14 protein-coding genes and 4 tRNA genes are annotated in these 15,411 nt (G+C 45.2%); 2 read left to right on the top strand and 16 right to left on the bottom strand.

From position 1 onward, the window contains the following. Window positions 1–69: 69 nt before the first annotated feature. From C1712_RS11545 to C1712_RS11495, 11 genes are all read right to left on the bottom strand, one after another. The gene (locus C1712_RS11545; RefSeq protein WP_180963141.1) at window positions 70–1,482 is read right to left on the bottom strand and encodes a YfcC family protein; all 1,413 of its coding nucleotides are present in this window, start codon (window positions 1,480–1,482) and stop codon (window positions 70–72) included. 56 nt (window positions 1,483–1,538) lie between these two features. Continuing rightward, window positions 1,539–2,474: a carbamate kinase gene (gene arcC / locus C1712_RS11540; protein WP_102269344.1), complete on the bottom strand. Its 936-nt coding sequence runs from the start codon at window positions 2,472–2,474 to the stop codon at window positions 1,539–1,541. Window positions 2,475–2,488: 14 nt separating this feature from the next. Then, window positions 2,489–3,481: an ornithine carbamoyltransferase gene (gene argF, locus C1712_RS11535; protein ID WP_102269342.1), complete on the bottom strand. Its 993-nt coding sequence runs from the start codon at window positions 3,479–3,481 to the stop codon at window positions 2,489–2,491. Window positions 3,482–3,537: 56 nt separating this feature from the next. Then, a complete protein-coding gene (gene arcA, locus C1712_RS11530; RefSeq protein ID WP_102269340.1) occupies window positions 3,538–4,785 on the bottom strand; it encodes an arginine deiminase in 1,248 nt (415 codons plus the stop codon). 660 nt (window positions 4,786–5,445) lie between these two features. Further along, window positions 5,446–7,104 (bottom strand): arginine--tRNA ligase, encoded by a 1,659-nt coding sequence (gene argS / locus C1712_RS11525; protein WP_102269338.1) that lies wholly within the window; start codon window positions 7,102–7,104, stop codon window positions 5,446–5,448. Window positions 7,105–7,306: 202 nt separating this feature from the next. Further along, window positions 7,307–7,383, bottom strand: a tRNA-Arg gene (locus C1712_RS11520). Between the two features lie 275 nt (window positions 7,384–7,658). Then, window positions 7,659–7,735, bottom strand: a tRNA-Pro gene (locus tag C1712_RS11515). A gap of 136 nt (window positions 7,736–7,871) precedes the next feature. Then, window positions 7,872–7,947 (bottom strand) — tRNA-Asp (locus C1712_RS11510). Between the two features lie 78 nt (window positions 7,948–8,025). Next, window positions 8,026–8,116 (bottom strand) — tRNA-Ser (locus C1712_RS11505). 110 nt (window positions 8,117–8,226) lie between these two features. Then, complete coding sequence (locus tag C1712_RS11500; protein WP_102269336.1) at window positions 8,227–8,577, bottom strand: type II toxin-antitoxin system PemK/MazF family toxin; 351 nt, start codon at window positions 8,575–8,577, stop codon at window positions 8,227–8,229. Further along, on the bottom strand, window positions 8,577–9,566 hold the full coding sequence (locus tag C1712_RS11495; RefSeq protein ID WP_102269334.1) for a LolA family protein: 990 nt from the start codon (window positions 9,564–9,566) through the stop codon (window positions 8,577–8,579). Before C1712_RS11495 ends, C1712_RS11500 begins: the two co-directional genes overlap by 1 nt. A 95-nt stretch (window positions 9,567–9,661) precedes the next feature. Between C1712_RS11495 and C1712_RS11490 the strand changes: the two genes are divergently transcribed. Beyond that, on the top strand, window positions 9,662–9,850 hold the full coding sequence (locus tag C1712_RS11490; RefSeq protein WP_102269332.1) for a hypothetical protein: 189 nt from the start codon (window positions 9,662–9,664) through the stop codon (window positions 9,848–9,850). Window positions 9,851–10,010: 160 nt separating this feature from the next. On the opposite strand, the gene C1712_RS11485 is transcribed toward C1712_RS11490, so the two are convergent. From C1712_RS11485 to deoD, 5 genes are all read right to left on the bottom strand, one after another. After that, a complete protein-coding gene (locus C1712_RS11485; protein ID WP_245858162.1) occupies window positions 10,011–10,205 on the bottom strand; it encodes a heavy-metal-associated domain-containing protein in 195 nt (64 codons plus the stop codon). 80 nt (window positions 10,206–10,285) lie between these two features. Then, window positions 10,286–11,056: an amino acid kinase family protein gene (locus C1712_RS11480; RefSeq protein WP_245858161.1), complete on the bottom strand. Its 771-nt coding sequence runs from the start codon at window positions 11,054–11,056 to the stop codon at window positions 10,286–10,288. Between the two features lie 69 nt (window positions 11,057–11,125). After that, complete coding sequence (locus C1712_RS11475) at window positions 11,126–11,704, bottom strand: NUDIX hydrolase (RefSeq protein ID WP_245858159.1); 579 nt, start codon at window positions 11,702–11,704, stop codon at window positions 11,126–11,128. Further along, on the bottom strand, window positions 11,689–12,735 hold the full coding sequence (mutY, locus tag C1712_RS11470; protein ID WP_102269326.1) for an A/G-specific adenine glycosylase: 1,047 nt from the start codon (window positions 12,733–12,735) through the stop codon (window positions 11,689–11,691). The genes C1712_RS11475 and mutY overlap by 16 nt, the downstream gene beginning before the upstream one ends. A 49-nt stretch (window positions 12,736–12,784) precedes the next feature. Next, window positions 12,785–13,504: a purine-nucleoside phosphorylase gene (deoD, locus tag C1712_RS11465; protein WP_102269324.1), complete on the bottom strand. Its 720-nt coding sequence runs from the start codon at window positions 13,502–13,504 to the stop codon at window positions 12,785–12,787. A 111-nt stretch (window positions 13,505–13,615) separates the two neighbouring features. Between deoD and pepF the strand changes: the two genes are divergently transcribed. Next, window positions 13,616–15,373 (top strand): oligoendopeptidase F, encoded by a 1,758-nt coding sequence (gene pepF / locus C1712_RS11460; RefSeq protein WP_102269323.1) that lies wholly within the window; start codon window positions 13,616–13,618, stop codon window positions 15,371–15,373. The last annotated feature ends 38 nt before the right edge of the window (window positions 15,374–15,411 follow it).

Here is a 15,411-nt window from a genome sequence, read left to right as displayed (position 1 = left end):
ACCTCTATCTTTTTTCATTATAACATAAAAAAACCGGAAAGTTCCGGTTTTTTATATACTATGATTATTTTACAGCATCATCATTGCAACAGATAGGATAATGATATCGATGACAAGCAACATTAAGAGCAGCTTAGCCGTAAACTTGATCCAAGTCGTCCATTCCACACGGGATGTCTGAAGACCACCCATTACGACACCGGAAGTCGGTGTAATAAAGTTTACCAAACCACAGGCAGCTACGAAAATCATGATCATGACTTCCGGACTCAGGCTGAGTTTTGCGGCCAGCGGTCCAAATACCGGAAGGGAACCGGATGCAAGTCCTGAAGTAGAAGGAATTAAGAAGGACAATCCTAAATATACAATGTATGACATACTTGCAAATAATCCAGAGTTAACGCCTTGTAATGCGTTCGCAGCCGCAGTCAGGATATAGTCCTGCAAGCCGGTTTCTGCCATCAAGATAGAGATACCGCGCGCAACGCCTACGACCAATGCAACAGATACCATGTCCGCAACACCGGAAATGAAAGAATCAACGATTTCTTTTTCTTTCAGTCCATATACCAGACCGACAATGATTGCCATTAAGAAGAACCATAGCTGTAAATCCTGGAAGTACCATTGACCTAACGGTAAACCAGTCAGCCAACCGGTCCAGCTATCGAAGATCGTAATGCCGAATGAACCCCAAGGAATCATACCGAGGATCATCACAACAAACGCAAATGCAAAGATGACCATGACTGCTTTTCGTTTGCCGGTAAATTCCAGCACTTCTTCATTGTCGCCTTTTCCGTATTCTTTTTCCGAATCGGCAACTTCTTCTGCGCTTAACAATGTCGCTGCTTTATTCGCCTGCACTTTCTTTGCATAACGCATAACATACCAAGTACATACAACATAAGCAGTCAGCCACAAGATCAAGCCGAGTCCGATCAGGACAGCCTGATTTGCCACAAATCCCTCACCCATTGCACTGGTAACGGCATCAACGCCGGCACCGACCGCAAACGGATTGACCGTAGAACCCAGACATCCAAGTGCTGCACCGATCAAAATAACGGAGCATCCGGTCAAAGCATCGAAACCTGCGGCCATCATCGTCGCAACGATCATCGGATAGAAACCGATCGTTTCTTCCGCCATACCGTATGAAGTTCCGCCTAATGAGAATACAAACATCAGCACCGGAATCATCATGATTTCTTTGCCTTTCATTCTGGCTACCAACCTGGCGATACCGGCATCAAGAGCACCGGTCTTCGTAACAACGCCAAGGAAACCACCCAGAACCATAACGAAGAAGGATACATCAATCGCATCTACCATTCCTTTCGGAGCGGCCATGAATAATTGATGCAGCTTCGCAGGTGTTACGCTGCCGCCGATAAACTGTGTTACGATCCATAATATGATGATGATCAAAAATAACACGGTGAAGGCGGAAGGCATCTTAAACCCTTTTCTCTTTTCCATAATCCGTCCTCTCTTTCTTTATATTTGATTGAATTTTGGATAAATTGATCGTGATACTATTTTCTGATGATAGTACCTGTTTCCCCATGCAGCGCATCCTTCGCTCTTTGCAGCGAAGTAATCAGCGCCACGCCGTCCGGATTATTTTCCACAAAATCCAGACATGCTTCTACTTTCGGCAACATGCTGCCAGGTGCAAAATGACCTTCGTCGATATATTGTTTTGCCTGTGCAACATTGATTTCTGCCAGTTCCTGCTGGTTTGGTTTATTGAAATTGATGCAGACGCGGTCTACTGCCGTTAAGATCACCAGCATATCCGCTTTCATATCCATTGCCAATTTGGCGCTGGAACGGTCTTTATCAATGACGGAAGCAACACCTTTTAAGCCGTCTGCGCTTTCCACGACCGGAATACCGCCGCCGCCGACCGTAATCACGATATTGCCTGCTTCTACCAGCTGATTCACCATATCCAGTTCTACGATGCGTACCGGTTTCGGACTAGGTACCACACGGCGATAACCACGTCCGGCATCTTCTTTCATCGTAAAGCCTTTTTCTGCCGCCAACTGATCAGCGGTTTCTTTGTCATAGAACATTCCTACCGGTTTTGTAGGGTTCTTAAATGCTTCATCCGCAGCGTCTACCACGACTTGGGTAACGATTGCGGCACAGCCTTTTTGAATCTTGTTTCTACGCAGTTCTTCCTGAATCGCCTGCTGTAAGTGATAACCGATATAGCCTTGGCTCATTGCCCCGCATTCAGGGAACGGCATCGAAGGAGTCCCTGCTCCTCCGTTTGCCGCATAATCCATAGCCAAGTTAATCATGCCGACCTGCGGACCGTTTCCATGTCCGATGATCACATCGTTGCCCTCTTTTACCAGATCAACGATCGCTTTCGCTGTGTCTTTCACTAATTCCAGCTGTTCTTCAGGCGTATTTCCTAAAGCGTTCCCGCCAAGTGCGATGACTAACTTTTTTCCCATGCTCGATCACCTGATTACATCAAAGTCGCATACATGATCGCTTTGATTGAATGCATACGGTTTTCTGCTTCGTCAAATACTTTTGACTGGCGAGATAAGAATACTTCATCGGTAACTTCCATTTCCGGCAGACCGAATTTTTCATGGATATCCTGTCCCACTGTTGTATGCAGGTCATGGAAAGAAGGCAAGCAGTGCATGAAGATCGCATCCGGCGCTGCCATAGCCATTACTTCTTTGTTTACCTGATATGGACTTAACAGTTTGATACGTTCTTCCCAAACAGAATCCGGTTCACCCATGGATACCCAAATATCCGTATAGATCGCATGTGCACCGGTTGCACCGACTTTTACATCATCGGTCAATGTGATCGTCGAACCGTTTTCCGCTGCGATCTTTTTGCAGGTTTCTACTAATTCTTCAGCAGGCATCTGTTCTTTTGGTCCACATGCGGTAAAGTTAATACCCAGTTTTGCACATACTACCATCAAAGAGTTGCCGACATTGTTGCGCGCATCTCCGAAGAAGGTGAAGTTCAGACCTTTTAATCTGCCGAAGTTTTCTTCGATCGTCATCATATCGGCGATCATCTGGGTTGGGTGGAACATGTCAGTCAAACCGTTCCATACCGGAACACCTGCATTTTCCGCTAATGTCTCTACCATTTCCTGAGAGAAACCGCGGTATTCGATACCATCATAGAAACGTCCTAATACTTTCGCTGTATCTTCGATCGATTCTTTTTTGCCCATCTGTGAAGAACCCGGATCCAGGTAGGTAACGCCCATACCTAATTCATAGCCGGCTACTTCAAAAGAGCAGCGGGTACGCGTAGATGTTTTTTCAAACAGCAGCACGATATTTTTTCCTTCTAAATATTTGTGCGGTGTACGCGTCAGTTTCAAGCGTTTCATTTCTTTAGAAAGCTCGATCAGATACAAAATTTCTTCTGTTGAATAGTCTAATAATTTCAAAAAGTTTCTTCCACGTAAATTAACTGGCATTTTTCTTAATCTCCTTTTCTTAATTCTTACTTTCGTCGCTTATCGGTAAGTCGCTCTTACCATTCTACTTCTTCACGCACCAACGGCATGGACATACATCTAGGACCACCGCGTCCTCTTGACAGTTCGGCACTCGGCATTTCCAATACGGTCAATCCTTTTTCTTTCAGCAGCGCATTGGTCACATCGTTACGTTCGTAAACAACGATCACGCCCGGTGCGATACATAATGTATTAGAACCGTCATTCCACTGTTCGCGTTCTGCCGCGATCTTGTCGCCGCCGGCACACATGATCAGTTCTACCTTCGGAATGCCTAAATATCTAGCTAAGATATTTTCCAGCTTGTCGTTCATTTCTTTTACCAGCACTTCATTGCTGTTGTCTGGATCAGCAGTGATCTCAAACACCTGAAGCGGTCCCATGATACCCGGATGCACGGTAAACTTATCTTTATCGATCTGTGTGAATACCGTATCCAAGTGCATGAAGGCACGGCTGTTAGGAATGTTGAACGCCAAGATCGTATCGATCTTCGCATCTTTATGTGAGAACAGATTTTTCGCGATCATTTCGATTGCGTCTGCCTGTGTTCTCTGAGAAATACCGATTGCCAGAACATGATCGTTCAGGTTCAGGATATCGCCGCCTTCGATATGGAATGGATTATAACGGTCAAAGTATTTGTCTACCTGTCCTTTGTATTCCGGATGATGATCGAAAATGTATTCCGCATAGATCGTTTCACGATTACGGGTAACTGAATACATACGGTTCAAAGAAACACCGTTGCCGATCGATCCGAATGGATCGCGGGTAAAGTATAAGTTCGGCATCGGATCAGCGATAAAGTTGCTTTCATCGCTTACCAGATCGACCAGTGAATTTTCAATGTTGCGCAGCTTGGAATCCAGCTCGTTTACATTGATGCCTTCCATCGTCTTTAAGATCAATTCTTTATTATCATCGTATGAATTTAAGAAATCATATACGATCTTTTTATATTTTTCAGTCTTGATACCGGCTTCGTCGATGAACTGTTTTAAGAATTGTTCACGCAGTCCCGGGTTTGCAGCAAGTGTCTCAGCCATTAAATCTTCCAGATAAACAACTTCAACACCATTGTCGCGCAGGATCTTGGCGAATGCATCATGCTCCTCCTGTGCCACTTTTAAGAAAGGAATATCATCGAATAATAATCTTTCCAGAGTGTCTGGTGTCAAGTTCAATAACTCTCTACCAGGCCTGTGCAAAAGCACTTTTTTAAGCTTGCCGATTTCGCTTGTTACATGAATTGCTGTCATAATGTACTAATCTCTCCTTCTTCTACTCATGTAGACCATAATGACTGTGCTCTGCTTTGTCAATCCCACTATTTCACAAATGGTAATCGCTTACAGAAACTGAAAAATGAAATTCTACAACTACCGCGGAATGTTGTAAGGGTTTCACTCCCTTTACACGTTTATCTTACACTTTCCTTCATCCCCTTGTAGGACATTTCGCCTAGTCTGAGATTGTATATTCTCCAAAATCATCGTCAAATCGCCTAAAAAAACCTATTTTTACTGAAAAATACGGCATTTTCATCAATGTAAAGGCTTTCATTTGCCGTTCTGCACCTCATTATGACAATCGCATCAAGATAAACACCTCTTACGATCCTGCCGGTTCAAATGGTATCACACTGCTTTCAAGCCGCACGGATACCATTACTAACATGGCAGAACCGCGCTTATTTATACATAATTCCAATTATTAACACACTTGTGAAAATAAATATTTTTATCACATTTACAAGACGGTTTTCTCCGTATTCCTATCCTTTCTTTTATCCTTATGCAGCGAATATAAAACGGTTCGTGCGTTTTCCTTTGCTTTTTTTCAAAACATACGGCATGCGCGTTTCTATCCTTTGCTTCGGTACAAAAAAACAGTGAACGCGCGTTCACTGCTCTTTTCTATTACATTCTTTCCGGTGCGCTGACACCAACCAGATCCAACGCATTGGCTAACGTGATCTTGGTCGCATTCAACAATGCCAGACGTTCATTGGAAAGCTCCGGATTCTTGTCATCCAGCACCTTGCAGGCATTGTAGAAGCTATGGAAGTGCTGTGCCAGCTTCTGAATATAGTTGCATACTTTATTCGGCTGACGAGTAAGCGCCGCATCGGCAACCATTTCCGGGAACTCGGCGATCAGCTTCAATAACGCCTTTTCCTTTTCACTTGTCAAACGTGTATATTCGTTTACTTCCTTTAAGGCAGGCGCCTGCCGCAGGATCGAGCACATACGTGCATGTGCATATTGTGCATAGTAAACCGGATTGTCATTGCTCTTCCGTTTTGCCAAGGCGATATCAAAATCCATATGCGTATCTACCGCTTTGGATACGAACAGGTAACGCGCCGCATCGGCACCGACTTCATCAACCAGCTCGCGAATCGTGATCGCATTGCCGGCACGCTTCGACATTTTTACCTCTTTGCCGTCTTCCACCAAACGCACCATCTGGATGATATCTACTTCCATATCATCCCAGCCATATCCCATCGCATGGATCGCTGTTTTCATACGGGCGATATAACCATGGTGATCCGCACCCCAAAGATTTACCATCTTCGGATAGCCGCGGGCGATCTTATCCATGTGATTGGCAATATCCGGTGCAAAATAAGTGTAAGTACCATCCTGCTTGCGCAGTACACGGTCTTTATCATCACGTCCAAACTCGGTCGTCTTGAACCAGACAGCGCCATCCTTTTCGTAAGTCAGCCCCATGTCTTCCATCTTTTTCAAAGTTTCCTCTACCAGACCGCGGTCATATAAACTCTGTTCAGAGATCCAAGAATCAAAATGTACGCGGAAGTAATCCAGATCGCGCTTGATCTTGTCCAATTCCAGACGGATTCCTTCCTTGCGGAAATGCTGCAGGCGTTCTTCTTCCTGATCGGCCGAAACATTGACCCACTTATCGCCTTCCTGTTCTTTTACGATCTTGGCGATATCCGCAACATCCTGCCCGTGGTAACCGTCCTCCGGCAATGCGGCATCAATGCCGAACAACTGTAAATAACGTGCCAGCAGGGACTGTCCCAGCTTGGTGATCTGCACGCCCGCATCATTCACATAGAACTCGCGCAGGCAGTTATAGCCCGATTTATTTAACAGACGCGTAATGCAATCGCCCCACGCCGCACCGCGCGCATGACCCAAATGCAGATCGCCGGTCGGGTTCGCAGATACATATTCGACGAGGATCGATACACCTTTCCCGCTTTCATTTTCCCCAAAATGTTCCCCTTCTTTTAATACGGTATGGATTACATCGGCAATTTTTGATTTCTTGATCCTGAAGTTGATGAAACCTGCACCTGCTACTTCGGCGCTTTCTACAAACGGACTTGCTTCCTTGATCGCTTCCAACATTCCTTCCGCAATCGCACGCGGACTGTTATGCAGCTGCTTTGCCAAACGCATTGCCACATTTGTAGAATAATCTCCCATATCGGGATTTTTCGGGATTTCGATTACGACAAAGTCGTTTTCTACTTCCAAGTCATATACTTGTTTCAAAGCCGACTTGATCCCTTGTTTCAATTCAGTTTCAATCAAACTCATATCAATATCCTCCATTTTCTTAAACGCTCATATTATACTATACTTATACACAAAATACTACCTATTATGAGAAGAAAAAAACACGCCTTTTCTCGACACCTGCACCACGGTCAAACACTTTTATGCCCCTTGACGCACCATTGACGTCCCATATCTTTTGCGTGCATAAAAAAACTTCTCTTTCGAGAAGCATTTTTCTAAATGGCGCGCCCAGTAGGAATCGAACCCGCAACCTTTTGATCCGTAGTCAAACGCTCTATCCAGTTGAGCTATGGGCGCATGTTGCTATACCTTGAGTACGTTTATTATCTTACTACATGTTTTCTAAAAATGCAAGGACTTTTTTCCAATTTTATCGCTGTCTGCCGGATTTTCACCTTCCCCTCTGCATCGCCTTTTCTAAGCGTTAGATATAAAACGTCTTTTTGTTTCGCTTTTCTTATTTTACAGCCTATTAGCAAAAGTATTTCCGCTCTTTTTCATTAGCCGATCATACAAACAGCCGCTTTCTTCTACAATAAAAAAAACGCACATGCCGTGCGATCTGAAACAACTGGTCGGGATGACAGGATTTGAACCTGCGACCCCTTCGTCCCGAACGAAGTGCACTACCAAGCTGTGCTACATCCCGATATGCCATTATTCTAAACAATTTCCATAAAAAATGCAATAACAAATCTCATTCTTTTCGCAAATCCCATAAAAAGTTTGGCATGCAATGAAGCAGTCCCATAAAAAAAGTTCCGCATCGGAACATTTCTATTAACTGGCGGTCCAGATGGGACTCGAACCCACGATCTCCTCCGTGACAGGGAGGCATGTTAACCACTACACCACTGGACCATCTTTTATCGACTGCTTGCTTATTATAACATAACGCAACCATTTGTCAATGACTTTTTTTTACTTTTATTATCATAATGGCGGAGATGGAGGGATTTGAACCCTCGCGCCAGTTTCCCGACCTATGCCCTTAGCAGGGGCACCTCTTCAGCCACTTGAGTACATCTCCGTTTCTGAACCATTACTGATAATGCTCGTATATAATATCATGTTTCACTATAATTGGCAATAGGCTTTGAGAACTTTTTTACGCGTTTCCCAAAGCCTGATTTACCTGTATCAAGAACCAATATTTCGCTCTAAACCAAGCGATATTTTGATTGCCTGATCAACCTTTTCCAATGTTTCGCCGCTTAGATGACAAAGCCATTGTCCCAGCCTTTTTTTGTCGATCGTACGTACCTGCTCACATAAGATCATCGATACATAATGCAAAGCGTCATCGGAAAAGATCACATGGGTGGGGATGGGCGGCTTGCTCATACGCGTGGATACCGGCGCGACGATGACCGTTTTGGAATAACGGTTGCCTTTGTCGTTTTGGATAATGACCACCGGGCGCATACCGCCCTGTTCACTGCCCACTACCGGCGAAAGATCCGCATAATATACATCTCCGCGTCTGATCATTATTTCATCACTGCCACCTGCATGCTGGAAATGACCCGCATCATTTCCTCCAAAGACAGATCATCGCTGAATACGCTGAATTCCACCCCATTTTGAATCGCACTCATATGATTGCCGTCATAAAAGCCGATCAGATCCAGCGCATCGACCATTTCACCGCTCATCAGCACCACTTCTGTTTCTTCTGCAGGCGCATAAACACTTTGAATGACCGTAAAGTTCTTATCCCCCGTATACTCCATGACATAACGCTTTTTATCACCGGTTTCCACCACACTGCGGTTTTGCAGGACCGCATCAAACACCTGCATCGGATAAAGCGGCAGATCGGCTTCGCTGATGGTGGCAGCCGCTGTTTTCTGCTCCAGCTTCTTCGGCGTCTCAAATACGCTGTCCTTTACCTTTTTGTTATAAGTGCAGGTATGAAAAACCAACTTCATCTGTGTGCTGTTATCTTTGTCAAAGATCTGGATCCATTTGATCTTGCCTTCTTCATCAAACATCATCTCCTGTTTGGCAAAAGTCGGATTATTGGGATAGTCAACCTCGCTTTTCACTAAGTAACCTTCTTTTTCCTCACTGATTTCCGCCTTTTCACTGTTCACGATCTCTGCCATTGACTGAAGCAGATAAGGCTTCGGGGTATTGAGCGGCCAATCCCCTTCAAACTGAAACACTTGATTCAGGCTCGGCGTTGCCACGAATACACCGTCTTGATTGCGAATGATGGTCTGTTCCTGATTCAGCTCCTTATCATAGAGCGATACCCGAAACAGATCCTGCTTTTCCTTTTTCTGATAGGCGACAGACAGTGCAAAGCTCTTTATGTCTTCCCCTTTGGTAATTTCCATATCGCCTTCTAATTCATAAGATGTCAGATCCTGCATCACATCGTCAAAGCGATCCTCAAAAGACTGCGGTTTCCACATCAGCAATAACAATACGACCAAAACGAGCGCACTGATGCCCGCAATAAGTTTTGCTTTCATTTCGTTCTCCTTTCTTCACCTTTAATTTATGCCAAATCTGTCGATAAAATACATAATCAAAGGAAAAGAAATCATAGAGTAATAAGGGTGATAGCATGAATCTTTTACAAAAGAGCGCTCTGTTTCTTTCCATTCTTTTAGGCGTCCAGGGCGGCCTTTATCTGCTGTTTGATTTTGATCTGGGAATTTATGAAATCATGGGGCATCATGGCATGCGCATGGTATATGGAGCGCTGCTCTTAGTCGGTGCATTTATCAATCTCACACTGTTTCGCAAACGCTGAAATGCACATGAAACATGTTTTATCTTTTTGCATCTTTCCATGATCGTTTCCCTATTCTTTTCCACACCGTCTTTTGCCGGCTGATTCCCCTTGCAAAAAACAAAAAAAAGGAAAGCATTCCGGCATTTCCTTCTGTTTGATCCAATCATTTTCAATAAGACTATAAGACCGTAAAGCCGATATCGGAGATCGTCTTTTTCGCAACATTGATCATGTCCGCATCGCCGTACACGATCACTGCTTTCTGCTCCAGATTGACTTCAAAATCCACTCTTGTCTGCTTCAGCGCATTCTCGATTTTCTTGGCACAGTTTTCACAGGCCATATCGCTTACCATTAAAATATGCTTTTTCATCATACTCACCTCGCTCTATTATTATAGCACGCAAGATGAAAAAATGCGCGGCAATTTCACTTTCCGATCACCAAAAATCATCAGGAACCGATCCATGTTCCCTCCTCTTTCGAGAAAGTACCTTTTACATAAATGCGGATGTGATGATCACGCGCATATACGACACAGCGATCATGCAGCACCCGTGAATGCAAAGCAAGCATGCTTCCATAGCTCAGATATTCATATTTGCGGGCGTTCTTTTGCTGCTTGGGATCTTCCACATAGACGCCGTTTACATCGGTATAGATGATCGCTTCCTTTAATCCCAGCATATCGGCGAACAAGACCGCGCTGTAATCACTTCCTCCTCTGCCCAGCGTCGTTACTTCCATCTCCTCATCTATGGCGATAAAGCCGCCGACCACCACGACATCAAACTGTTCCAATGCTTTTAAGATACCGCTTGGATCCATATATTTGACCTGTGCATAATCATAGTGCTGATCGCTGATGATCCCCGCTTCCAGAAAAGAAAGGGTACAGGCGCTGATTCCTTCTTCCAGCAGCTCCGCACACAAGGTCAAGGCAGACAACTGTTCCCCGATCGACACGAGGGAAGCCTGTTCTTTTTTCCGCATTTTCAGTGAACCGAGGGAAAGCAGGGTATCTGTCGCATAAGGGTCGCGAAATCTGCCCATCGCAGAAACAACGACGACCAGCTTTGCTTTCTCCCGCTGCGTTTTGATATGTGCGATGACTGCTTTTCGCGTCGTGCGTGTACGCATTGAAGTGCCGCCGAATTTCAGCACCTGAAGCGGCATGGACGCATCTGTCCGTATGAACCGACCGTTTTTCTCCTTCACTTCCATAACCCCCATATCTGTTCTAAACTATGCGTAAAAAGCAAAGGAGGCTGGGCAATTTTCCTATATGGATCGTTACTTCGTCAAGATGCGTTTTGTCAATTTGCGATAGATCGGCAACATATCCTGTTCCCGTATCACTTCCTCATAGCAATCGATCGCAAACCATTTGACCCCGCTGTTTTCATCCGGCTTGATACGCAAAGGACTTTGATCATCTGCCATCAATGCATAAGTAACATTCAAATGCAGGTGAGCGTTCACGGCTTTCCCGTTTTTACGATGCGCAAATACCGGTGCGATCTCGCAGGAAAGCGGCTTTTCATCCAGCACGGTAAATGCTTCCAGTCCGGTTTCTTCCCTTGCTTCCTTTAACGCACAGGCAAGCAGATCCCGTTCTCCGTCCGCATGGCCCCCGCACCAGCCCCATGAATCATAAATGTTATGATAGATCAACAATACTTTACTTTTATCTTGATTGACGATCCATGCCGAAGCGGTGAAATGGGCAATGCGATTGCTTCGCAAAAATGCGTCGTCATGCTCCTTCAAATATGCGATCATGACCGCTTGATCCGCCTGTTCCGTTTCATCATAAGGAACCAGCGCTTCCAACTGTTTTAACAATTCCATCTCGATCATCCTTTCAGCCATAAGGCAACGGCATCTTTATAGCGCTGATAAGCGCTTGGCAAAGCATACTGTTTATTTAACGTATCCAGATCCACCCATATGCCATCTTGATCAAAGGGTTCCTGCAAGATCGCCAGCCAGCCGTTCATATGCCATTCCAAATGGGTAAAGATATGCTTTGCTTTGCCTAAAGGTACTAATTGCTTTAAGTGAGCAGCTTCTTGCAGCTTGTTCGTTAATTGCGTTTCCTCATAAACGCCTTCATAAACATCGAATTCGTAAAGGGAAGCCAATAAACCGCCGGCTTCACGTTTGCGCAAGTGAAGCTGATCTTCATAAAGATAAACGACAACCGTTTTTTGTTCGATACGGCGTTTTTTCTTGGCGCTTTTGACCGGCAGTTTTGAGGTGATGCCCAGCCGATGCGCTTCGCAAAGCGATGCCAGCGGGCATAAGGAACAATGGGGAGCGCCGTTTGGCACACAGATGAGCGCGCCCAGTTCCATGATCGCCTGATTAAAGATGCCGGCACCGCACGTTGGCACATATTGCATGACGACCGCTTCAAAATGTTTTTTCGCTGCCGCTTTGGCAATATCGCTTTCATCATTACACAAGCGGGAAAATACCCGCATGACATTGCCGTCTACCGCACACACCGGCAGATCATAAGCGATCGAAGCGATGGCGCCTGCCGTATAGCTGCCGATCCCGGGCAGCTTTTGTAATTCCTCATAATCAGCAGGCAAACAGCCGTCATAGTTTTCCATACAGATCTGTGCGCATTTTTTCATGTTCATGACCCGATTATAATAGCCCAGTCCTTCCCACAGCTTATGCAGCTCTGTCTCATCAGCCATTGCTAAATGTCTTAATGTCGGCAGCGCTTCCATAAAACGCGCATAATAGCTTTTGACCGCCTCTACCCGCGTCTGCTGCAGCATGATCTCGCTTACCCAGATCCGATAAGCATCCTGATCTCTGCGCCATGCCAGATCTCGTTTATTTTCTTCATACCACTCCATTAGAGCCGTTGTGATGCTTTGTTTCATGCTCTTCTCTCCTTAAAAGAAAGCCTCTCTGTAAAGAAAGGCTTGTTGATCATGCCAATTTCAGGGCGGCCTCTAACGCCACCTCCATCATATTGGTAAATGAATTTTCTCGCTGCTTTGCCGTAGTCTCTTCATGCGTTACCAAAGAATCGGATATCGTCAAAAGACAAGCCGCATGTTTTCCCAGCACTTTGGCATTGTGAAACAGCGCAAAGCTTTCCATTTCCACACAGACACAGCCATGCTTTGCATAAAACTCCCGATGGCCATCCACATTCGCTTCATGATAGAACACATCGCTGGAATGAATACAGGCTTCCGTTAATGGTTTTTGCAAGGAAGCAGCTGCTTCTTTGATTGCTGCGTTTACCCTTGCACTTGGTTTCTGCCGCGTTTCATCATCGCCGCTTTGGGCAAGTGCAAAAGTGGATTCGCTCCATGCCTCGCTTGCTAATACCAGATCGAATAAATGCAGTTCCTCGGTATAAGCGCCGGCGCTGCCGATGCGAATGATGCACTCCACATCATAGTGAGAGAACAGTTCATAGGAGTAAATGCCGATCGAAGGCATCCCCATGCCGCTTCCCATTACGGAAATGCGTGTTCCTTTATAAGTTCCGGTATAGCCGTACATATTGCGCACGGTATTGAACATCGTCGGATCTTCTAAAAATGTTTCGGCAATGTATTTGGCGCGCAGCGGATCTCCCGGCATCAGCACCACTTTAGCGATCTCGCCGTTTGCTGCCTGATTATGCGGTGTAGACATATAACAACCTCCTTTTTCTGATGAGCCCTATGCTCTTGGTTTCATTATAACATAAAGTATTGGCACTTCAAGAAAAAAGGGTTATACTAAAACATAAAGGAGTGTGATACGATGAAACGAAATGAGATCGAAACCAAGTACACTTGGGATCTAACCAAACTATTCCCCGATCAGCAGGCTTTTGACAATGCGCTTGCCAAGGCCAAACAAGGATTAGCGGCGCTGATCGCGATGAAAGGACATCTGGCAGATACCAAAGACCATTTTATCTGCTATATGGAAACGAAGGAGGATATGGAGCGCTATCTGGAACAGTGCATCGTCTATGCGAATATGAGCTGTGATGTAGAGCCGTCCATTCCCCAAAATACGATGAATAAAGCCGCAGCGATGCAGGTGTATCAGCAGGCGATGACCGGCTTGAGCTTTTGTGATGTAGAACTGATCGAAGCAAAAGAAGCGATCGACTCTTATTTGCAGGATGAGGCATGCGCGGATTTCCGCTATCCGATGAGCGAGCTGTTTCGCACCATTCCACATCGTCTCGACGCGGAAAAAGAACAGCTGTTGGCAGAGATCGGTGAAATCGCCACAGCCCCTGCTCAGATCTATGACGCATTCAGAATGCGTTTTGATCCGGTCATGGTAGATGGAGAAGAGCAGTTTTTAAGTGATGCGACCTATACCTCTTTCTTATTTCACCCTGATGTCGAGGTCCGTAAACAAGCTTTTACGAATCTGTATCAGGAATACGAGCGTTATAGCAATGCACTCGCCCAGATGCTGAAAGGGCATGCGAAAGGACAGGTGTTTAACGCCAAAATGCGTAACTTTTCATCGGCGCTGGAAGCAAGTTTATTCGCAGATGGCGCGGATCAAACGCTGTATGACAAAGTGCTGCATATGGCAAATGAAAAATACAAGCAGGCACGCCATGACTATTTTGCCTTCCGTAAAGAACAACTGGGATTAAAAGAACAGCACACATATGACTTACTGCTTCCTTATATCAAGGACGTCAATGTTTCCTATACGATCGAAGAAAGCTTTGACATCATTCGCAAAGCGCTGGCGCCGTTAGGCGAAACCTATGGAAAACTATTGACGCGTGCGCAGGAAGAACGCTGGGTAGACTGCTTCCCGCATGAACAGAAAGTCGGCGGCGCTTATTCCGGCGGCTGTCATGATTCCCTTCCTTATATCTTAACAAATTTTACGGGCAATTATGATTCCCTCAGCACCCTGGCGCATGAACTGGGCCATTCGATGCACTCTTATTTCTCCCGCACCACCCAGCGCCCGCTGCTGTCCGATTATCGTATCTTTGTGGCGGAGGTTGCCAGCACGGTCAATGAGATCTTGTTAAACAATTATCTGCTGAAGACAAGCGATGATCGCCAATACCGCAAATACATCTTGGCAAACCTGCTGGAACAGCTGGTCGGCACATTATACCGTCAGCCGATGTATGCGAAGTTTGAAAGCCATCTGCATGAACTGATCGAACAGGATCAGCCGGTATCTTCTTCTGTTTTGACTGATTATTTCATTCAGCTGTCAAAAGACTATTACGGAGAAAGTGTCTGCATTGACGAATTAGAAGGCTATAAGTGCTATTATATTCCACACTTCTACTACAACTTCTATGTCTATAAATACACGCTGGGAATGGCAGTCGCTTTAAGCTTCGTCAAGAAGATCGAAGCAGGTGAAGTAGCAGACTATCTCGCTTTCTTAAGCAAAGGCGGCAGTGAATCGCCGATCGATGAACTGGTACATGCCGGCGTCGATCCAAGAAGCGATGCGGTCTACGACGATGCCTTCACATATTTTGAAGATGTGCTGAAGCAATTAAAAGAATTGATGTAAAAAGCATATGGTAAAAATGAAATAAAAACAAACAAGGA

This window comes from Massilicoli timonensis, from assembly GCF_900199515.1.
Lineage (GTDB): Bacteria > Bacillota_I > Bacilli_A > Erysipelotrichales > Erysipelotrichaceae > Massilicoli > Massilicoli timonensis.
Note: the sequence above shows the minus strand (reverse complement) of the source record. Positions and strands in the feature narration are given on the sequence as shown.